20 protein-coding genes and 1 pseudogene are annotated in these 21764 nt (G+C 45.7%); 6 read left to right on the top strand and 15 right to left on the bottom strand.

Annotation, left to right across the window (positions count from 1 at the left end; all coding sequences use genetic code 11):
* Positions 1-54: 54 nt before the first annotated feature.
* The 4 genes from H1R82_RS09875 to H1R82_RS09885 form a co-directional block, all read right to left on the bottom strand.
* Complete coding sequence (locus H1R82_RS09875; protein ID WP_181732519.1) at positions 55-828, bottom strand: ABC transporter permease; 774 nt, start codon at positions 826-828, stop codon at positions 55-57.
* Positions 800-1069, bottom strand: a complete 270-nt coding sequence (locus H1R82_RS14670; protein WP_232333886.1) for a hypothetical protein — start codon at positions 1067-1069, stop codon at positions 800-802. Before H1R82_RS14670 ends, H1R82_RS09875 begins: the two co-directional genes overlap by 29 nt.
* On the bottom strand, positions 1024-1755 hold the full coding sequence (locus H1R82_RS09880) for an ABC transporter ATP-binding protein (RefSeq protein ID WP_232333887.1): 732 nt from the start codon (positions 1753-1755) through the stop codon (positions 1024-1026). The genes H1R82_RS14670 and H1R82_RS09880 overlap by 46 nt, the downstream gene beginning before the upstream one ends.
* A gap of 141 nt (positions 1756-1896) precedes the next feature.
* Positions 1897-3192, bottom strand: a complete 1296-nt coding sequence (locus H1R82_RS09885) for a homoserine dehydrogenase (RefSeq protein WP_181732520.1) — start codon at positions 3190-3192, stop codon at positions 1897-1899.
* Positions 3193-3476: 284 nt separating this feature from the next.
* Here H1R82_RS09885 and H1R82_RS09890 point away from each other — a divergent pair, with 284 nt between their 5' ends.
* Positions 3477-4307 carry a sporulation protein gene (locus H1R82_RS09890; protein ID WP_181732521.1) on the top strand — a complete coding sequence of 277 codons (831 nt, stop codon included), beginning with the start codon at positions 3477-3479 and terminating at the stop codon, positions 4305-4307.
* Positions 4308-4335: 28 nt separating this feature from the next.
* Here H1R82_RS09890 and H1R82_RS09895 read toward each other — a convergent pair whose 3' ends face one another.
* From H1R82_RS09895 to H1R82_RS09920, 6 genes are all read right to left on the bottom strand, one after another.
* Positions 4336-5664 (bottom strand): hemolysin family protein, encoded by a 1329-nt coding sequence (locus H1R82_RS09895; protein WP_309544816.1) that lies wholly within the window; start codon positions 5662-5664, stop codon positions 4336-4338.
* A 100-nt stretch (positions 5665-5764) separates the two neighbouring features.
* A complete protein-coding gene (locus tag H1R82_RS09900) occupies positions 5765-6556 on the bottom strand; it encodes a M56 family metallopeptidase (protein ID WP_181732523.1) in 792 nt (263 codons plus the stop codon).
* On the bottom strand, positions 6553-6960 hold the full coding sequence (locus H1R82_RS09905) for a BlaI/MecI/CopY family transcriptional regulator (RefSeq protein WP_232333888.1): 408 nt from the start codon (positions 6958-6960) through the stop codon (positions 6553-6555). The genes H1R82_RS09900 and H1R82_RS09905 overlap by 4 nt, the downstream gene beginning before the upstream one ends.
* 114 nt (positions 6961-7074) lie before the next feature.
* Positions 7075-8298, bottom strand: coding sequence for a cell wall-binding repeat-containing protein (locus H1R82_RS09910; RefSeq protein ID WP_181732524.1), 1224 nt, complete (start codon positions 8296-8298; stop codon positions 7075-7077).
* A gap of 107 nt (positions 8299-8405) precedes the next feature.
* Positions 8406-9200, bottom strand: a complete 795-nt coding sequence (locus H1R82_RS09915) for a serine/threonine-protein kinase (protein WP_181732525.1) — start codon at positions 9198-9200, stop codon at positions 8406-8408.
* Positions 9201-9314: 114 nt separating this feature from the next.
* Positions 9315-9803: an SRPBCC family protein gene (locus tag H1R82_RS09920; protein ID WP_181732526.1), complete on the bottom strand. Its 489-nt coding sequence runs from the start codon at positions 9801-9803 to the stop codon at positions 9315-9317.
* A gap of 256 nt (positions 9804-10059) precedes the next feature.
* Here H1R82_RS09920 and H1R82_RS09925 point away from each other — a divergent pair, with 256 nt between their 5' ends.
* Positions 10060-11250, top strand: a complete 1191-nt coding sequence (locus H1R82_RS09925; RefSeq protein ID WP_181732527.1) for a glycine C-acetyltransferase — start codon at positions 10060-10062, stop codon at positions 11248-11250.
* A 33-nt stretch (positions 11251-11283) separates the two neighbouring features.
* The gene (locus H1R82_RS09930; RefSeq protein WP_181732528.1) at positions 11284-12240 is read left to right on the top strand and encodes an L-threonine 3-dehydrogenase; all 957 of its coding nucleotides are present in this window, start codon (positions 11284-11286) and stop codon (positions 12238-12240) included.
* Positions 12241-12282: 42 nt separating this feature from the next.
* Here the strand turns inward: H1R82_RS09930 and H1R82_RS09935 are convergent.
* The 3 genes and pseudogenes from H1R82_RS09935 to cls all read right to left on the bottom strand — a co-directional run bounded on the left by H1R82_RS09935 (position 12283) and on the right by cls (position 16241).
* Positions 12283-13639, bottom strand: a pseudogene (locus tag H1R82_RS09935) (alanine/glycine:cation symporter family protein).
* Between the two features lie 169 nt (positions 13640-13808).
* Positions 13809-14639, bottom strand: coding sequence for an undecaprenyl-diphosphate phosphatase (locus tag H1R82_RS09940; protein WP_269747553.1), 831 nt, complete (start codon positions 14637-14639; stop codon positions 13809-13811).
* Between the two features lie 144 nt (positions 14640-14783).
* Positions 14784-16241, bottom strand: coding sequence for a cardiolipin synthase (cls, locus tag H1R82_RS09945; protein WP_052186660.1), 1458 nt, complete (start codon positions 16239-16241; stop codon positions 14784-14786).
* Positions 16242-16455: 214 nt separating this feature from the next.
* On the opposite strand from cls, the gene yunB reads away from it, so the two are divergent.
* From yunB to H1R82_RS14675, 3 genes are all read left to right on the top strand, one after another.
* Positions 16456-17070 carry a sporulation protein YunB gene (yunB, locus tag H1R82_RS09950; protein WP_181732529.1) on the top strand — a complete coding sequence of 205 codons (615 nt, stop codon included), beginning with the start codon at positions 16456-16458 and terminating at the stop codon, positions 17068-17070.
* Positions 17071-17132: 62 nt separating this feature from the next.
* Entirely contained in the window at positions 17133-18038 is a 906-nt protein-coding gene (locus H1R82_RS09955) for a cation diffusion facilitator family transporter (RefSeq protein ID WP_232333889.1), read from the top strand.
* A 27-nt stretch (positions 18039-18065) separates the two neighbouring features.
* Complete coding sequence (locus H1R82_RS14675; RefSeq protein ID WP_255347158.1) at positions 18066-18188, top strand: hypothetical protein; 123 nt, start codon at positions 18066-18068, stop codon at positions 18186-18188.
* A 77-nt stretch (positions 18189-18265) separates the two neighbouring features.
* Here H1R82_RS14675 and H1R82_RS09960 read toward each other — a convergent pair whose 3' ends face one another.
* Positions 18266-18643, bottom strand: coding sequence for a hypothetical protein (locus H1R82_RS09960; RefSeq protein ID WP_181732531.1), 378 nt, complete (start codon positions 18641-18643; stop codon positions 18266-18268).
* Between the two features lie 19 nt (positions 18644-18662).
* On the bottom strand, positions 18663-21713 hold the full coding sequence (locus H1R82_RS09965) for a DEAD/DEAH box helicase (RefSeq protein WP_181732532.1): 3051 nt from the start codon (positions 21711-21713) through the stop codon (positions 18663-18665).
* Positions 21714-21764 lie beyond the last annotated feature (51 nt).

The raw sequence follows: 21764 nt of genomic DNA on the forward strand, positions 1-21764 counted from the left end.
CAAGCATTGGGAAACGGGTGGTATTTGCTGAAAGAAGAGAAGCAACCGGTTGAATCAGATCACCTCTCTTCTCGCAAATCCCCACCAAGCCAAGAAAACAAACAAGACATAGTGAACCGCAAGCATCGCCAATGAGAAGCCCAAGGTCATCCCGTCAAACGCCGGGAATCCCCCAAAAAGATAAGTCGCCAAATCCAGATTCGCAAAGAGCAGATACTTTCCCCATTGGACATCAAATTCGCGGAGCAATTCCACCCAAAAATACCCGGTGAAATAAAGAAACAGGGTGAATCCGATGGACAGCGAATTTTTGACGGTCAAAGCCGAAATCGCAAAAGCCATGGTCACCATCATCACCATTTCCACCCATTTGCATCCGTAGATCACCAGGGCACGCGCCAAAAGCATCCCCGAATCTTCCCGGACAGGCGAACCGAAAAAAACCCATCCATACAAGGCGGAAGTCCCCGCCAGCACCAAAACCCCTGCCAGCAATAAAAGCAAAACCGAGGCATACTTGGACAACAAGATTTTTAAGCGGGAGACCGGACGAATCCAAAGATACGTGATCGTCCCCCAGGTATATTCACTGCTGACAGCATCCGCGGCAATGATCAAAGCAAACAGTTCCACCACCGGCAAAAGAACCGTGTTCGTCAGAAAGAATCCCCAGACATCTTCCTTGATGCCGCTTGCAGATTGCAAAAACAAACAGACATACGCCATGACAAATCCGGCAAGCAAAAGAATCATAAAGAAAACCGATGTGCGGGTCCTCAGAAAAATTTTCATCAACTCATTATGTACAAGCCGGTTCCAGTGGACCATCCGTTTCACCTTCAATCATTTCCAAATCCTGATCTTCCATGGTCTGATGAACCACCCCGATTCCGTAAACTTGGACTCCTTGTTTCATTAATTCGGCGTTGAACTCCGGAATTTGTCCTTTTTTTAACATAATTTCAAATCCCTTGGGAAGAGGCACAAACTCCTTGTCCCAATTCAATGCTTTTAAGGCGGTTTTCACGTTTTCCAACGAGTCCACTTCAAAACGGACCCGACCCGACACTCCTTCGCTTCCCCGTCCGGTTCCGGCTTGAGCGAACGAACCACCACACATTTTCCCGCATTTATCACCGCAAACCGGTCACACATCATCTGCATTTCCGGCAACAAGTGGCCGGATATGAGCACCGCCGTTTTTTGTTCCTTTGCCAACTTGCCCAAGAAATCGCGCAATTGGCGGATTCCTTGGGAATCAAGCCCGTTGGCCGGCTCATCCAAAATCAACAAGCGGGGCTTGGAAAGAATCGCCTGTGCCAGTCCCAAACGTTGTTGCATGCCCGGGGAACAGGTGTGTACCGGATCATGAATAAAATCGCCAAGATCCAGGAAAGCGGTTACTTCATCGATCCGCTCTTTATCCACATCCGGCATCATCCGCGCAAAAAGGCGCAGATTTTGATACCCGGTTAAAAAGGGATAAAACTTCGGACGTTCCACAATGGCGCCGACCGGCCGGATCGCCTTTTGAAATTGGGTGCGGACCGAATACCCGTCAATGAACACATCTCCCTGATCCAACTTCATCAAACCGACAATCAACCGGATCAACGTGGTTTTTCCCGCACCGTTTCTGCCAAGCAGGCCGAACACCTCACCAGGGTAAACGTCAAAAGAAACCTGGTCAATCACCTTTTGTTTTGCAATCGATTTGGATATATTTTTGATCTCAAGTATCGGCTGCCGGTCCATTTTTCTCTCTCCTTCATCCAACGGCCTTGTCTTTCAAATTGTAACAAAACCGCACAAGGTGACAAGGAAACGTTTGATGAACGAACCAAACAAAAACACCGCTCCCAAAGGAACGGTGCCGGATGAAAAAAATTTGCCCGCTTATCTTTCCAACACCGGGTAACAGCTTTTCAACTCAGAAATGCCATCCTGTTGATGGATGGAGGCAAGTACCCGGTTTAAATCGGCTTTGACCGCTTCATGCGTCACCAAAATAATTTCCGCACGGTAACCTCCGTTATAAGGTTTTTGGATCACTTGCTCCATGGAAATGTGGTTTTCCGCAAACAGTTGAGTCAGCCGGGCAAGCACTCCCCGCTCATCGGCCACCACCAACCGCAAGAAATATTTGGATCCTTTCTCCCGGTCGGTTTTTAAACGTTTGGTTTCATACGGCGCCACCATTCTTTGCCCGTTAACGCCCAGTTTCATATTCCGGATAATCGTCACAAGATCGGACACCACGGATGTCGCCGTCGGCAAAGAACCTGCCCCGGGACCGTAAAACATGGTTTCCCCGACCGCTTCCCCTTCAATCAAAATGGCATTATTCACCCCGTCGATGGAAGCAAGCGGATGTTTTCGGGACAAGAATGTCGGTTGAACGCTCACTTCGACCTTCTCGTCGTCCCGTTTGGCCAAACCCAGCAGTTTTAATTCATAACCCAGATCTTTGCCCAACTCGATATCCTCCATGGTGACTTGCGTAATCCCACGCACATCCACTTCGTCCGGATGGACGGCGATGTGGAAACCCAACGTGGACAAGATGGACATTTTATATGCCGCATCCCACCCGTTCACGTCGGAGGAAGGATCGGCTTCCGCATACCCCAGCTTTTGCGCCTCGGAGAGGGTGTTCTCAAAATTTGCTTTGTTTTGGCTCATCTTGGATAAAATGTAATTGGTCGTCCCGTTGACCACGCCCATGATCTTGTGGATCCGGTCGGAGGAAAAGCTGTCCATCAACGCCCGCAAAATGGGAATCCCGCCGGCCACACTGGCCTCGTAATATACATCGCACTGATTTTCCTGTGCCACCCGCAAAATCTCCGCCCCGTACAGAGCCATCAAATCCTTGTTCGCGGTAACCACATGTTTTTTCCTTTTCAGAGCCGTCAAAATATATTCCTTTGCCGGTTCAATGCCCCCCATCACTTCAATCACCACATCAATTTCCGGATTTTCAATCACTTCCTCCGGATGAAGGGTTATTTGATCCGGATTAACTTCCGTTTCCCTTTTTTTATGAAGGTCTTGCACAAGGACTTTATCAATTTCCACATGCAGTCCGGTTTCTTTATACAGATCCTGCTGATGATCCGAAATAATCCGCACAACCCCTTGTCCGACAGTACCCAGCCCCAAAAGACCCACTTTGACGGCTTGTCTTACCATATTCTCCCTCCCGCTTGATGAAAACAATGGACAAAAGACGTTTTTGTCTATTGCAGAAAGACATATGTTTTCTGTATGAAGACAGTATAACGAATTCCAAAAAAATTGGCAACCGATATGAAAAAGAAAAAAACAGAAGATGATGGTTTCTTTCTTAATATTGTCATTTTTTTCTCTTATAAATTTGATAAGATTACTATATACAAGATCATGAAAGCGTTTTTTCGGCATAAAGAGAGAACCGGCGAAGTCCTTGTCTATTTCCATAAGGGGGTTTTTCGCTTATGATGTTTAAAACCTTATTGGCCAAAATGGGGAAGGGCGGAGCACAGATGGACTTAATTCTGGAGAAGGATCAAGTCCATTTGGGAGATCAGGTAAAGGGAAAATTATTGATTCGCGGAGGCATCATCGATCAAGAAATTCACCAGATCGCGACCGATCTGATGATTCATATCCGGATGGAACAACAAGTGCATTCTTATTCCATTGCGACATTCCCGTTTCATTCTCCATGCTCTGTTCGTCCCTCGGAAGAAATCACGTTTCCTTTTTCTTTCCGACTGCCTTCAAACTTGCTCGTTTCCGGTTATACCGTCTCCTATCAGTTTGTCACCCGGCTGGAAGTGGGGACCGGTGAGAAACACACAAAAACCGATCCGGTCATCATCACCCCGCCCCGTTCCTTTCAACCTTTGTTAAATGCTTTGGAGCAATTGGGGTTCCATGAAAAATACGGCTCCCGCAGCTATGACGGAAAAATGCAAACGTTTGAATTCAACCCCACTTCTTTTTTGAAAAAGAAAGTACGAGAATTGGAAATGGCTGTTGCCATCGGAAAAGAAACTGTTTATATGTTGGTGCAACTGCCATCTTTGAAGGCTTGCCGGGAAATCAAGTTGAAACGCGAATGGTTCAATCAACCGGAGCGGCTGAAAAACTTTTTGCAGGCATCGTTATGGGAAATGGTGTATTATCCGGAGCAATGTCCACACAGCAAAGAAATGTTTTATAAAAAATACTGTTCACTCCCCGGGTCCATTGGCGCTTTTGCCGGAGAGTGGTCGGACCATTATGAACACCCGGATTGGGTTTTCAATCAAAAAAAGGCTTGACGAATCCATCGTCAAGCCTTTTTTGCAATCACGATTGCAACGGAGCTTCCTCCGCTTGATCTTCTTCATCCGGTTCCTTTTCATCCAGCGGAGAAACAATAATCCGGGATATGCGCAACTGATCCATCTCTTTGACGGTAAACACCCACTTGTCAAACGATACCTGATCCCCTTCCTCCGGCACTTTATCCAGTTCGGAGAAAAGCCAACCGCCGATGGTGTCATTATCCGGATCCTCGATTGAGATGTTGAAATGTTCATTGACATCCTCGATCAACAAGCTGGCATCAATCAATGTGTCTTCTCCGACTTTTTGGATCAGCGGCAGTTCGTTGTCAAATTCATCCTGGATTTCCCCAAAGATCTCTTCAATGATATCTTCGGTTGTCAACAATCCTGAGGTTCCGCCGTATTCATCCACAACAATCGCCATTTCCACGCGATTTTTTTGCAAGTTATGGAAAATATCCTTTAACTCCATGGTTTCCGGCACCACCACCACCGGGCGGATGATTTGGGAAATATCCGGTTTTTCCCCTTCTGCGATGTATTTATAAATATCACGAATGTGCACAATTCCTTTGATATCGTCTTTATCCTGACCGCAAACCGGGAAGCGGGTATGATGGGCCTCTTTGATGATTTCAAAATTTTCTTCAAACGAATTCCCTTCAAAAAGGCAAACCATTTTCACCCTTGGTACCATGACTTCCCTGGCGATTCTTTCCGTAAAGTCAAAAACGTTGTCAAACAACGTCAATTCAGTTTGGTCGATCACTCCGCTTTTATGGCTTTGCGCGATCAGCATCCGGATTTCTTCTTCCGTGTGCGCCTGCTGATCCGCTTTTCCGTCGACACCGATTATTTTCAAAGCCAAATTGGCTGAAGAGTTCAAAATAAAGATAAAAGGCTTAAACAAATTGTAAAACCAATTGAGCGGTGTTGCCGTCCATAAGGTTGTCTTCTCCGACATGCGGATGGCCAGGGATTTTGGAGCCATTTCACCCAAAACAATATGCATAAAGGTGATGATCAAAAATCCGATCACCGCGGCAATGGTATGAATGACCCAGCCGGGCATGCCGAAGTAAGCAAGCACCGGTTCAATCATTTTTGCAATGGCTGGCTCACCGACCCATCCCAATCCAAGCGAAGCTAGGGTGATTCCCAACTGCGTTCCTGACAAGTATGCATCCAAGTTCTTTACAACTTTTTTGGCTACCTGAGCACGGCGTCCTTTCATATTGGCAAGTTGCGTCGTCCGTACCTTGACAATGGCAAATTCTGCAGCAACAAAAAAGCCGTTTAAAAATACGAGAAAAAGCACCAGGATTAATTTCAATATAATACTTATCACTTCGTCCAAATCTTTTTCCCCCTATTAAACACCGCGAAAAATCATTGAAGTAAAAAGAAATCAAATCTTATTATAACGCATTTTTTCTCTTGGGCGTTGATCATTTGATGAAATCATAAACCGGGCAAATCGTCAAGATCAAAAGTGCCAGCAAGGTCAGGCAGTAGTCCCGTTTCTGCCGTTTCATCACCGGTGTCTTTTTCATTAAACCGTCGATCCTGACCTCCATCCATGCAGAGGAAAAGCCGGCCGACCCATGGATGGAAGACACGGAAGAAGATGGTTCCAAGATCTTCATAAGCGCGGAAGCCAACGGTTTTAAACCGCATTGCCCGATGGCATACCGGTCGGCAGCCAGTTCCTTTTTTAAATCATATTGTTTTGACCAGGTTCTGATTAATGGAAAATAAAAAAATGCGGCGGATGCACTTTTGGCAAACCATATTTTTAACGGATCCTTTTGTCTGCAGTGATAAACTTCATGTTCCAACACGGCTTTCAGCTCTTCCTCACGGAGTGCTTCCATCATGCCTTCGCTCACCACAACCTGCGGACGGAACCATCCGTACGCAAAGGCGAAAGGCCGGGGATGTTTCACCACCTTAAACGGGACCGAGGTCTCCCTTTGCATCCGGTGAACCAGCGGGAAAAAGGCATCGGACTGCCATTTTAACAGTTGGTTGATCTTGTGTTTTGTCCGGATCAGAATCATTGCCGAACGAACGGAAAAAATCATCAGACTGAGGAAGAAAATCCCCTGCACCAGATCATGATGGATCCACCGGGACTCTCCAAAGAGCATGTCACAACAGCGATCCATCCAACCGGCCGCAAACCCGCTGAAGACGCTCCATCCCACGGTAAAGGCAAAAAGCTTTTGGAACGAACTCATTTTCGTTCCCCTTCCTCTAATTCGTTTAACAACTGTTTCAATTTTTTCAGTCCGTCCGGTGCGTTGCCCACCGCATCGACAAATTGGGCAATCGCAATATCCCCGAAATCATCCAAGATGCCCCGGATCGTATGGGAAGAAAAATGACGGATCAACTCTTCCGGCTGATGTCGCGCTTTGTAAAGATATCTCTTTCCCTTTTTCTTCCGGATCAACACGCTTTTTTGGTGAAGGCGGTTCATCACCGTCATAATGGTTGTATAAGCATATTGCTTTTGTGCCGGCAACTGATCCAACACCTCTTGCACGGTTTGCCAATCTTTTTGCCAAATAATTTTCAGGACTTCGAGTTCCAAAGGACCGAATAATTTGCTTAACATCTTGTGTTGTTCTTCTGTCATCATTGTCGTTTTCTCTCCTTCTATCTTCATTGTAGCAGCCACGGCCCTTCCGGTGGAGAAATTCCATTAAAAAAAGAACTCCGTCCAACCGGAGTTCTTTTCTTTCAACCATTTCTGTCAATGATGCCCCATATGTTCGCCGTGCCCGGTGTTTTCCGGCATGGGCATATGCCCATCATGTCCGGACCCGCCGTTTTCGGGCACAATTTCCAGCAAACGGTCGATTTTCCCTTGAACCGCAAACGGAACAGATTTTTCGGAACCGATCAGATAGGCGTGATTGTAAGGTCCTTCGGTCGGTTCCTTCTCATACTTGGGCTGAAGCGATGTTAAATATTGTTGCAGTGCCGCGGATAAATCGTTCCCCTCCAAAACAAGCATGGGGGCATGTTTTCCAAGATGGGCAAACGAAGCCGAAGCAATGGCGGTGTCCAATGAACCGCTCTTGACAAAGGTCAGGCCATGCCCGGGTTCGGTTACTCCCCAACCAAATCCGGTTTTTTCATCCTTGAATTTGGCAAAGGCAATCGCATTTTCTTCCGGCACATCGCCTGCAATCCGGACCACTTCCCCATAGGATTGCAATTCTTTTTCCACTTTGGGGGAAATCACTTGTTCCGGACCCAACAAATATATTTTTGCTTGCCCTTTCCGTTGTTGGAGTGCCTGCCGGGTGGCTTCCGGAACCGCATCTTTGCTGACATAAAGCAACGGCTCGGGCATATGGGCAATCCAGCCGGCTGCCGGCAAGGTATAGTCAAGCCGGTCGACCGAACTGACAATCACGTTTAAAGGATACTTGCCACCGTTTACTTTGGCATAGTAAACATCCAGCTGCCGGGCCATTTCAGCAGGATCTTCGCCGTGAATGACATCCGCTTTGTACCCTTGATCCGTGATTTGTTTTTTGGCCTCGGGATCAAAGGAGCCGATCAAGATCACCTGGGTCCCCTGATTCATCGGACTCCCGGCCGGCTGAAGCCGCTTGATTTCATCCAGCGTCGCCTGCGGGATCTGATCTTTTTTGGCATACAACAGCGGTCCGTTATTCGGATGATGCACCAGCGTGACTGACGGCAAATTGAGTTTGGTTTTGCCGGCTTCCGCAATCAATACTGTTCCCGGCCGGTTTTCCGCATCCGTGGCCGGCCAAATCATTCGGGAAACCAGAACCGCAGCCTTAACCGGATCATCCTCATTCACCCGTGTCACATTCTTGGTTTGCAATATCGATGGTTCCATTCCCTCCGTCCGGTCCGGTTTCTGTCCCTGGTAACCGCAACCGGCCACCAGCATCGCCACGGCCAGGACCGCCATCCATACCATCCGTCTTCTTCTCAATTTTCTCTCCCCTTTTTGCTGGTCAAACATTTTATACTACATTATTGTAGTAGTTTAATAGGGATGATGCAACAAAAAAAGACGCCCCCTCCGGGACATCTTTTCGTTCAGGAACTGGAAAACGAAAAATATTTTTTATATTTGCGGCGGCGGTAACGGTCCGATGATGAATAACGACGATGGTGCGGATAAGAACTTGAATACTTGTGGTGATACGGATACGAGCTGGAATACTTGTAATGACGCGGGTAAGAGCTGGAGTATTTACGCCGGCGGCGGTGCTTGTGCCGGGATGAAGAAAAGAGACTGCCGAACAATCCGCAGTGATATTGCAAGCATTCCAGTTCCTCCGCGATGCGGGACCGGTAATCCTCTTTGTCCCCGGCAAAAAAGAAACGCCCTGTATCAATCACCCGGATCCGGTTGGTATCCTTGTCCAACATCAAATTGTTCAGATGGAGGTCAGACGGGATGATACCTTCGTCATAACAATCCTCCACAATTTCCTCGATCTGCGCGTAAGTCCGGCTGTCCAGCTTTTCCCCGGACCGGACGGCTTCCGCCAGTGTGAATCCGTCCACTTTCTCCACCACCATCCACCGCTTTCCATGATCGATGTAATGAAATGCCGGGAATGCGGGATGACCGTTTAAACCGCTCAATGTTTTGTAATCATCATTCTCGCTGTAATTTTCTTTATACACTTTGACTGCAAATCCGTCATAATCATATACTTTTCCGCTCAGCCCTTCTCCAAGCAGGGGATACTCCCCGATCTTTCCGCTTTCAATCAACGCCGCCAAATATCGGATGGTTCCTTCATCCGTTGCAAAATGCTGTTTCCGGGTCACCAACATTTCCTCCTCCGTGTTTTCTACCTGAGTATTTCTCGTTTCTTCCACGAAATAAACCTCTTTTGCCCCTTAAATATGAACAAACGATGAACACAAGCAGTTGCCAAACAAAAGCGTTCACCGGAAAACTTCCCTTAATGCAAGGGGTCTCCGGCGAACGCTTCAGGAGAATAAATGCCGCTCTTGAAATTCTTTTTCAATTTCTACCGCCAACCGCTTCCAATAATGATTTACTTTTTGATCCATTCTTCTTTTGAATAAGGTATAAAGAATACCATTCAACCAATTCCGTTTCTTGGTTCTTTGAGTAATGACCGTGAGCCGGGTTCCTGCTTCCACCCGTTTGAGGCGGTAGGTATGGGTCAGGTCTTCCTCTTCCGTGGAAACAGTTGTCTCTAATAAAGAAGGAGGAGCATATTCGGTAATTTTCATTTGGATGGTTTCCGGTCCGGCCGGTTTTTCGTAAGTGATCCTGAACACTCCCCCCACTTCCGGCTCCATCTCCACCTCCAACACATCCTGATGGGCCCGGCGGCGGATTCTTTCATTCGTTAACTTGGAAAAGCAAAACTCCGGCGGTGCCTGAACATAAAAAACGGACACATGTTCAACGTTGATGGTATCTTTATATCTTTGTTTCAGTGGTTTCATGATGTTTCCCCTTATTCCTGATCTAATCTTATTTTACTGGAATTTTTCCGCTGTCGATGGAGAAAAATATGTTTGATTTCCGTCCGCTTCACTCTGCCTGTTTTTGTCCACTGTGAGTAAACATTTTTGTGAAAATATGATAAATTAGTATCAGAAACGTTGATATAAAAAGACCGACGCACCCTGATATGTCCTTGTAATGCGGACATATGTGTTCGTGCTCAAGAAAACACGGATGGCGCAAGGAGGAGTTGCCATGGCAAGCAAAACATTAGACCAGTTTTTACATGACAACTTGGAGGATTTAAAAAGCCGGGGTCTTTACAACGTGATTGATCCGCTGGAAAGCCCCAACGGACCCGTGATCGAAATCGACGGCCGGGAATTGATCAATCTTTCTTCCAACAACTATTTGGGTTTGGCGACAGACGAACGCCTGAAAGAAGCGGCATTGGAAGCGGTTCAAAAATACGGCGTCGGCGCCGGTGCCGTTCGTACCATCAACGGAACCCTGAGTCTTCATGTTCAGTTGGAAGAAAAACTTGCTGAATTTAAGAATACAGAAGCGGCAATCGCTTATCAATCCGGCTTTAATTGCAATATGGCCGCAATTTCTGCCGTGATGGATAAAAATGATGCCATCTTGTCCGACGAACTGAACCATGCATCCATTATCGACGGTTGCCGCCTTTCCAAAGCAAAAATCATCCGCTTCAATCACTCCGACATGGATGATTTGTATGCCAAAGCCAAAGAAGCCAAAGAGTCGGGACAATACAAAAAAATCATGGTCATTACGGACGGCGTTTTCTCCATGGATGGCGATATCGCCAAACTTCCGGAGATTGTGGAAATCGCCAACCGTTTTGACCTGATCACCTATGTCGACGATGCACACGGCTCGGGCGTTCTGGGAAAAGGGGCCGGCACGGTGAAACATTTCGGACTGTCCGATCAAGTGGATTTCCAAATCGGAACCTTGTCCAAGGCAATCGGTGTCGTCGGCGGTTATGTCGCGGGCAAAAAGCTTTTGATTGACTGGTTAAAAGTCTGCAGCCGTCCGTTCTTGTTCTCCACCGCACTGCCACCGGCCGATGTGGCGGCATGTATCAAAGCCATCGAGATTTTGATGAGCAGTACGGAACTGCATGACAAATTGTGGAGCAACGGGCGCTATCTGAAAAAAGGCTTGAAGGAACTGGGCTTTGATATCGGCGAAAGCGAAACCCCGATCACCCCTTGCATCATCGGGGATGAAGTGCTCACCCAGAAGTTCAGCCGGCGCTTGAATGAAGAAGGCGTTTATGCCAAAGCCATCGTTTTCCCCACGGTTCCAAGAGGAACCGGACGTGTCCGGAACATGCCGACGGCAGCCCATACCCAAGAGATGCTGGATCGCGTGCTCTCGATTTATGAAAAAGTGGGGAAAGAAATGGGCGTCATTTAATTTGACGAGTTGTGACAGCAGGAGGCGTTTTGCATGAAAAAAATACTGGTTACCGGTGCTTTGGGACAAATCGGTTCGGAACTGGTGATGAAGTTAAGGGAAATTTATGGAGACCACAATGTCATTGCAACGGATATCCGAGAAACCGACAGTACGGTCGTCCATTCCGGACCGTTTGAGATTCTGGATGTGACCGATGGCAAAGCCATGTACGATATTTCCAAAAAATACCAAATTGACACCCTGATCCATTTGGCGGCATTATTGTCTGCCACCGCGGAAAACCGTCCGCTCATGGCCTGGAATCTCAATATGGGTGGACTGATCAACGCACTGGAAGTGGCACGGGAACTTCGTTGCCAATTTTTCACCCCGAGTTCCATCGGTGCTTTCGGCCCGTCTACTCCCAAGAAACAAACGCCGCAAGATACGATTCAACGCCCCACCACCATGTACGGGGTAAACAAAGTTTCCGGTGAGTTGCTGTGTGATTATTACTATCACAAGTTTGGTGTGGATACACGGAGTGTGCGTTTTCCGGGGTTGATCTCATATGTGGCTCCCCCCGGAGGCGGAACCACAGATTACGCCGTCGAAATTTACTATGAAGCACTGAAAAAGAAAGCATACACTTCCTATATTGCCCCGGGCACTTACATGGACATGATGTATATGCCGGATGCCTTGAATGCCATCATCACGCTCATGGAAGCGGACGCAGCCAAATTGAAACACCGCAATGCTTTCAATGTGACCGCCATGAGCTTCGAACCGGAAGAAATTGCGGCGGAGATCCGCAAACATATTCCGGAATTTCAACTGGATTATCAGGTGGATCCGGTCCGGCAATCCATCGCCGACAGTTGGCCCGACTCCATTGATGCCACTGCCGCCAAAGAAGAGTGGGGCTTTCATGCCGAATATGACTTGGAAAAGATGACCCAAGACATGCTCACCCGTTTGCAAGAAAAATTTGCGGTGTTGTCGTAAAAAAAGCCGTCTTCCCTCTGTTTCCGGGGAAGACGGCTTTTGTCATTCTTTCTCAGATCTCTCTTTTTCTTGCCGGATGATTTGGGTGAACGCTTTGGACTCCGCCACCACGACGCCGGACAAACCGATCAGGCCGATCAAGTTGGGAATGGCCATCAATCCGTTGAAAACATCCGCAATGGACCACACCAACGCCAAATTCAGTCCCGAGCCCAACAACACCGAACAAGTGAAGACCACCCGGTAACCCGTGACCGACCGGGAACCGAACAAATATTCAAAACATTTCTCGCCGTAATAGGACCATCCCAACACGGTGGAATAAGCAAAGAAAATCAAGCCGATCGTAACGATCCATCCGCCCGGGCCCGGCAACAAACGGTTAAAAGTTTCGGTCGTCAATGCCGCTCCCGTCAAATCGCTGCCGACATAGTAGCCGCCCATCACCAGACCGATTCCCGTGATGGAACAAACAACAATGGTGTCCAAAAAGGTTCCCGTCATCGACACCAGCGCCTGCCGTCCCGGATGGTCCGTCTTGGCTGCGGCTGCCGCAATCGGAGCCGATCCCATCCCGGCTTCATTCGAGAATACCCCCCGGGCCACTCCATAGCGGATCACCGTCCCGATCGCTCCGCCGGCAACCGCTTGTCCCGTAAACGCATCCGTAAAAATCAAGGCGAGGGTGGAAGGCAGTTGATCCACATGAAGCACAATGATGAGGAGCCCCCCCCAAAACATAGAAGATCGCCATCAACGGAACCAAAAAGCTGGTCACCCGGCCAATCGATTTGATGCCCCCGATAATCACCATCCCGGTGATCACCGTCAATACAACGCCGGTAATCCAGGGATTCACACCAAAACTGGCCTTCATCGACTCCGCCACGGAATTGGATTGCACCATACTGCCAATACCAAACGCGGCAATCGATCCAAACAAGGCAAACAGAACCGCCAGCCATTTCCATCCCAGACCCCGTTCGATGTAATACATCGGTCCGCCGGCCATCTCGTTCCGCTCGCCGACCACCCGGTACTTCACGGCCAAAATCGCCTCTGCATACTTTGTCGCCATGCCAAAAATCGCGGTAATCCACATCCAAAACACCGCTCCCGGCCCCCCGGCAACCACGGCCGTGGCAACCCCCGCAATATTTCCCGTCCCAATCGTCGCAGAAAGGGCGGTCATCAACGATTGAAAATGGGAAATATCCCCTTGCGACTCATGATCCTGTTTCAAGGAAAAGGCGGTTTTCAAAGCGTAAGGAAGTTGGGAAAATTGCAAAAATGACAAACGAATCGATAAATAAATGCCTGTCCCCACCAATAAAACCAGCAAGGGAGGACCCCAAACCACATTCGAAATTTGATCCAACCATTGAGTAAATGATTCCATACCGTTTTCTCCTTTTTGTCTAACACATATCGAATGAATTTTTTTATAATTTTATTTAAAAAGATAATATCACGGCCCCTTCATTTTTTCAACAGATGTTCACAATTTCGCGAAACCGCCAAATAAAAAAGCTGCCCGCCATCGAGCAGCTTTCTTTCAAGAAAATGGATCAAAATACCAAGAAATAAATGATTACCGCCAAGACAATCCGGTATACGGCAAACGGCACCAACTTGACTTTGTTAATCAGTTTCAAAAAGTAGCGAATCGACAACAACGCAAAAAGAAATGCACTGATGAAACCGGCGATAAAGAAAGGAAGAGCATCCGCCGTAAAATACTCCCAGTTTTTAATCAGAGACAGACTGCTCGCCCCGGCCATGATGGGAACGGCCATGATAAAGGTAAAATCGGAAGCCGTCCGGTGGCTCAAACCGATCAAAACCCCGCCGGAGATGGTGGAACCGGAACGGGAAAAACCGGGCCACAAGGCAATACATTGAAACAACCCGACGAGAAATGCGTCTTTGTAACTGATTTGATCCAACGTTTCCACTCGCGGTCTGGTCGGACGGAACCAGTCTGCGACAATCATCAGGATCGCCCCGGCCACCAAACCGACGAGTACCGTGGACATGCCAAAGAGATGTTCATCGATCAAGTCCTCAAATAAAAAGCCCAACACGGCAGCCGGCAGCAACCCGACAAAGATTTGCCCCAAGGTCAGGCGGTCTTTCTTTTCGCCTTCTTCGGATCCTTTTCTTTTCAAGCCCAACAGATCCAGAATCCGGTCTTTAAAGACGATCACCACCGCCAAAATCGAACCCAACTGGATGCACACTTTGAATGTATTGGCAACCGGCTCGGAAAAAATCTCTTTCGTTTTAAAAAGAATGTCATCAACCAAGATCATGTGCCCTGTTGAAGATACAGGAGCAAATTCGGTCAATCCTTCGACCATCCCCAAGATGATCCCGACAAAAATTTCCCACAAGTTCAATGCGCTCACCTTTTCCTTCAGACTTAGTGATGTATTTCCTGTGAAGACTTCGGAAAAAGAAAATCTATCTCCTATAATGGCACAATTCCTTTTTTCTTGACAATGAAAAGTCCAACAGATTTTTTAAATGTTCATAACTATTTTTTATAAAATCGGAGAGAGCAACCGGGAAATCGATTCTTTAAATCGAATCCAGTTGGAACGCCGGTTATACACCTCTTTCGTCAACTCCCGCGAGTTTTTGAGATCTTGCTCAAAAATGGTTTGCAGACGTCCGGCCACCTGAACATCAAATAAAAAGGCATTGACCTCAAAGTTTAATTTAAAACTGCGCACATCAAAATTCGCTGTCCCCACCGATGCAATTTTGCCGTCGACCACGATGGTTTTGGCATGGATAAATCCTTTTTCATAGATGAAACACTTCACGCCCACTTTCAACAGTTCCCCGATATAAGAATACGTCGCCCAGTAAACAAACATGTGATCCGGTTGGTTCGGGATCATCAGGCGGATTTCCACTCCGGACAGCGCAGCAATCTTTAAGGCATGCATCAAGCTGTCGTCGGGAACGAAATAAGGTGTTTGAATATCTATGCGTTCCTTGGCGGAATAAATCATTTTTATCATCCCGTTTTTGATTTGTTCCCACTCGGAATCCGGACCGCTGGACACAATCTGAAGCGCCGAAGTCCCTTGGGATGATTTTTCCGGAAAGTAACGTTTTTCATAACGGAGCTCCTTTTCCGAAGCATTGTTCCAATCCAGGAAAAACCGGGATTGCAAAGCATCCACGGAACTTCCCTTGATCCGGAGATGAGTGTCCCGCCAATAACCAAACTTCGGGCTTAATCCCAAATACTCGTCGCCGATGTTGAAACCGCCGACATAGCCGATTTTCCCGTCAATGACAACGACTTTGCGGTGATTCCGGTAATTCACCCGGAAGTTTAAATACGGAATCCATTTGGAAGGAAAAAAGGCAGCTACTTCTCCCCCGGCTTCGATGAGCGGTTTAAAAAAGCGGGGCGGCAGCCAGGCCGATCCCATATCATCATACAGGACGCGCACCTTGACCCCCTCTTTGGCTTTTCGGGTCAAAGCTTGCACAATTTGATTGCCGATCCCGTCGTTTTTAATGATGAAATAAAGCAGATGAATATGATCTTTGGCCTGATCAATATCCTTTAAAAGAGCATGGAATTTTTCCTTCCCGTCTGTGAATATTTTCACTTCGTTGTCCTGGGTGAGCAGCCCGTATCCGCTGACCAGATTCATGTAAATAATGGGCTGGTATTGTTCAATCTCCGGATCCCGGAATTGAAACCGCCGCTCCTCCAACTCCTTGGCTTGTACGGATAATTTACGGACAAACTCTTCGGTGTGCTCGGCATTGAGCTGGAAGATTTTCCGTTTGCTCAGATTTTGTCCAAAAATAATATACAGCATAAAGCCGACAACAGGCAGAAACAGCAGGATCAAAATCCAGGCCCAGGTTGTGGCCACGTTCCGCCTCTCTAAAAATATAATGACGATCGCCAACAGAATATTCACCATGGTTAACAATGAAAGCGAATGTACACCCATGTCCACGAAATTCATCCCACTTCCTCCGCTTTTCCCATATTTTTCATAAACTCTCCAAACAAGCCATATAAAACATATGAAAAGGAGAGAAATAGCCATGTCATTCGGTCCCCGTTTTTCCCGACGCATTCGTTTGTTTGCGAGAAGACGCTTTAAAACACACAAAAGAAGACCGAGGTTTGCCCGCTCGTCTTTCAGAACTTCCAATACGTTTTTGAAGCCATCTTCAATGATTTTTCTTGTCTTTCTCGGATTCACTGTATTGACCGGTTACCTTGGTTATACCTTTGTGAACCACCAATTGAAACCCGTATTGGTCGCTCTCGCTGAAGAAGAAGCCAAAAAAACGGCACAAAAAGCATTTTTAAAAGGCATTGAAGAAATGCAGCAAAAGGTGAACCCGGTGGCCACCTTGCAAGTCGACAAACAAAACCGGATCACCGGGGTCCAGTTCAACAGCCAGATGGAAGCCAAAGCCTATCAGTTGGTGACGCAACGGATTCTGAAAGAATTGAGTAAAGAAGAGAACCGGCTGAAACACATTTCTTTTGGGAAAATCTTGCAGAGCAGCATATTTGCCGATATGGGCCCCAATATCCCGGTTCATATCTGGGTCGAAGGAACCCCGCATGTCACCTTTACATCCAGTATCGAAGGAAAAGGAATCAATACCACCTTGATTACCGTAAACCTGCAGGCTGTCATCGAAATGCAGTCGTTATTGCCTTTAACCAATGAACATTATACCCTAAAATTCAACCAGCCCATTGCCCGGCAAGTGATCGTGGGGGAAGTGCCGGATTTTTATCCTTTTGGCCTGAATCCAATCCCCCAAAATGATTAGACTGTTATAATGAAAGAAACGGCTTTTTTCCGCCTGCACCCATCATGACAGGAGGACTGTTTATGCATTCGCATCACCATCATCATACCCCTTCCACCCGTAACCGCCAAAGCCTGACCATGGCACTTGCAATCACTGCAAGTATAATGGTTTTGGAGTTTGCAGGCGGATTATGGACAAAAAGTCTGGCTTTGATATCGGACTCCGGGCACATGCTAAGCGATTGCATCTCACTCGCCCTGAGCCTGGCGGCCTTATGGTTTGCCGCCCGGCCGCCATCAGCCCGCAAAACATACGGCTATTACCGGTTTGAAATCTTGGCGGCGCTTTTTAACGGCGTCACCTTGTTCATCATCGCCGGGTTCATCGTGTGGGAAGCCATCCAACGTTTTTTTTCCCCGCCCGAGATCCAAGGGAACATGATGATGGCCATTGCAACCATCGGACTGATCGCCAATGTGATGAGCGCCTGGATTCTCTTTAAAAAAGGGGATGTGAAAGAAAATCTGAATGTCAAAAGCGCCTACCTGCATGTATTGGGTGACGCCTTGGGTTCACTGGGCGCCATCATCGCCGGCCTCATGATCAGTCTGTTTTCTTTTTACCTGGCCGATCCGCTTCTCAGCATCATCGTTGCCGTCATCATCCTAAAAAATGCATGGGGAGTGATCACCCATTCGGTCCATATCTTGATGGAAGGCACCCCCGTCACGGTGGATCGCGAAAAAGTGGAACAAGCATTAAAACAGATTCGCGGTGTCATCAATGTCCATGATCTTCACATCTGGACCATCACGTCGGGCATCGATTCCTTATCTTGCCACTTGCTGGTGGAAAAGGATACAGACCCGCAACAAATCTTAAAAACCGCCATCGAGGTGATCGAACAACAATTTGCCATCCAACACACCACCATTCAAATCGAAACCACTGATTTTCAGCATCAAGCCGGACACCTTCTTCACTGACCAACTTGACAGAAAGGAGCATTCATGATGCAAAACGAAGAACACAAAGAAAACGCAAAACAAGAGAAAAAAATATTATTTACCATCGTTTCCTCCGCCTTTTTGATTGCACTTCTCATCTTGATTTTTGCCATTTCCATCACTTCATAACAAAAGCCCCGGCCAAAAAGCCGGGGATCTTAGTTTGATATTTTAAATAGTTTATTTTAAGGTTCAATGCCACAACTTTAACCTTTAATTTTCTCTAAAATACTGACTGCTGTATTGATTAACTGACAAACCGCTTCACTTCCCGCCAGCAACCCGCTAAGATTTTGTAACTTTGTATTTAAAATAGAGAGAAAATTGGCAGACATTTGATCAGCAGACACCTTACTTGACGCTTCTTCAAGATCATAAAGCGCCTCTTCTTTTTTCTCTGGTGGTAAAGATTCCGTTTTCTCTAATTCTTTTACTATTTTTTCAAGCACTTCCACCAACTGACGTTTCGGATCTTCCTCATCAAGCTTCCCAAGATTAACGGTTTGCGATACGTTTTGTGGCCCTCCATGGCTGATATTAATTTGTCCATTATTCTCACTAATGTTTAATTCATTTTTACTCATGGGTAACTCCTCCCGAAATTTATTTTTTGTTTACCACTTGTGAGACCTGCATTTTCCCATCTTTAGCAATATTTATCTGACCTTGATTCCGGTGAATAATTATTTGTTGAATAATCGTTTGCTTTCCACTATTCTTCTTACCACTTTTACGAGCAATTCTTTCAAACAAACGATCAACATGGGTTTGCTCTTCCCGTGTCCGTTCAAATAATTTGTCCTCATGAGAAATATATTGTTTTAATTTACCTGATGGAAATCGCCTCACATTGCCAAACTTATTCCAATCAGTAAATACAAGAAAACTTTCGCGTGCGCGGGATACTGCAACATTCAACATATTAATCCCTTGATCATAAAAAGGACGATTTGACTCATGATCCACTGGCGAAAACAAAATAATATCCCTTTCTGCTCCTTGCAATTCATGAACAGTACCTACCGTGATATTTTTGACGCCAAGTTCTTTTAAAAATTCTTGTATCAAAGTACGCTGGTACCTGAAAGGAGTAACCACTCCCACCAAATCCTTCAACTCTGACTTTTTATTTTCCGTTTTTTGAGCTTGTCTGAGAATTGAATGTTTATTTTCTGCAATCCATTCAGCCACTGCAGCGGCTTCCATCAAATTGAACTTACTACCGCCAATCTCTTCGGTCTCCCCTTCAATATGAGCATATCCTAAATACGGAATATCATGATATTTCATTGAATTACCTCTAAGAGGCATAAGATTTCCATTATAAGCCAAGTCGTTGCAATACTGGATGATATCATCCACACAACGCCGGTGCTCATTAAGGAACATTCCGCCATACATCTCTTCCTTTTGATATTTACTGCGGCGCTGTGCAATTCTCATTACACTACCGCGATGGGTAATTCCTGTTTTTTCAATTTCAGAAAACTGATCCCACCGTTTAATTATTTTAGCCCCCAAAAGATTTCCAATATCTATAGATAAGTTGAGGTTGCTGATCGGCTCAATTTGCATGGTATCCCCAACGATTAGAGCTTTTTTGGCCAATGAAAAAACCGGCGCCGCCAAAGGAGGAGTCACTTGACCCGCTTCATCAATAATAAGTAAATCAACAAATTCATAAAGGTAATTTGGATCTCTGTCATTTGCAAAAGATTTTTTTCCCCACTTGTTATCCAATTTTAAATGGCGGGCAATCATATAAAATGTTGCAACAAAGCATGGAGCCAGCATGGCATAACGTCGCAAACAATTGGCTTTTTTCTCTTTTGATTCCAATTTGCTTTCAGTATCATTTTCAACTTCCAAAAGCCAGCGTGCTTCCCAATAATGGGTTGCCAACTGAAACAAGAGATAACGAAGACTGACATCCAACTCCTCCATCATCTCACTAAAGCTGTCAGGAATTTGTTCAGGTTCTTCACCAATCCCGTATTTTTTTCGCCAATTTATCAAGTCAGCTTCTGCATCCTTATATTTCTCTAACCGCGAATAACAATTATCCAATTGCTGTTGGATATGCATTTTAGAAAACAGAGTCACTTCGAAGGGGAGATCATCTTTCCATTTCAAAATAAAATTTTCATTTCTTCGTTCCTGTTTTTCTTTAATAGCTGGGATAAACGACAACAAGGACCAATGAAACGGCTCTTTACTACAATGTTGATTCCACTCTGTCTTCAACATTTTAAGTTGCTTAATTTGTTTATCAAGTTGTTCTTTATGTATAACTCGCGAATCTTCTAACTCAGAAAAATAACCGCGACCGTTTTTTTTCAATTCCTCTTGGTACGCCACCCAGCTTTTGATGTATTGAATCCCCTCCTGCAACACCTGATGCCACTTGTTCAACTCCTCATGCAACCATTTACAAGCTTCCTTGAGATGATGAAATTTTTGCCCCGCCGCTTTCCCACAGTGATTCAAAAAAGCTTTTTTCAATACGGGCATATTCATCTTTTCCATGTCTTTCATAAAATTCATACCGTTTTGTGTGACGATTTGGTAATCATTTACTTTGTTTTTGTTATTATCCAGCCATTTCGAAGAAGGAAAATAAAGCCCGTAACTCTTTAGCGGCTGAATCCAACGACCTTGTAATAATTCAGCCAATTCCCCCCATTTTCGATTTGAATTGGTTTTTCCCTGATTCATTTTCCCAAATGAATCAATAACATTAATAATCGCCTGATTATTAGTCGATGTTGCGAAAATAACAGGAGGTTCACTGCCTTCTATCGCCTTTTCAACCCACAATGAAGCTACAACATTTTGAATCAATGTGGTTTTACCGGTTCCCGGGGGCCCATTGACTGCAAGAATCTCTCCTTTTTTTAAAGAAAATAAGTGTTGTAGCGATTCTCTTTGCCGTTGAGACAATGGATATTGAGAATTCATCTGCCCCAAATGAGATTCAGCACCGTCCTTTTCATGCTGAATCGGCTCTTTTTCCTTTTCGTCCAATGACAAAAATTCTTGTAAAAGCTTTGGATATTTTTTTAACTTAATTACATCTTCATATAGAGATAAAATATCCCTTGATTTATTCTCTAATTCCTTGGGAATGATACACACTTGATTACTTACCCGATAACCTGGCAACTTTAGCGATCGGAAATTTTTTCCTGTCACATGTTGAAACATATTTTCAGCATATTTCCAAGCTGCTATCCAGTTTTCTTCCACCAAATAAGGGTGTTTCTCCACATAATCATCATTCTTTTCAATTGTACCAATCGTTATCTCATTGTCTTTGGATGACGGTTCCAAATATTGACGGACAAAATATGGTGGTCGCTGTGAAATAGGCACCAATCTCTGTTCATTCAATTTGGCAATGATAAAAAAGGGCAATATAACTGATTGACTGTCTGATTCAGAAAGGATAACCGGACAAATGTGGTATTCTAATTCTCCTTTTGATTTTATATTTGATGATTTTTTCTTAATCAATTCCAGTGATTCTTCAGTCAGTTTTCCACTCTTTACTTCATCCAGGGAAAGATTTACACCATGATTCATATTTAGTGAACTGTGATCACTATCAATATGACTTCGCAAAAAATAACGTAATAACTTTTTGTCGGAATCCATTTTTCCACTCCTCTCCCATATTCATATTCTTCTGCAAACAAAACAAGATCC

Source organism: Thermoactinomyces intermedius, from assembly GCF_013912365.1.
Classification (GTDB): Bacteria; Bacillota; Bacilli; order Thermoactinomycetales; family Thermoactinomycetaceae; genus Thermoactinomyces; species Thermoactinomyces intermedius.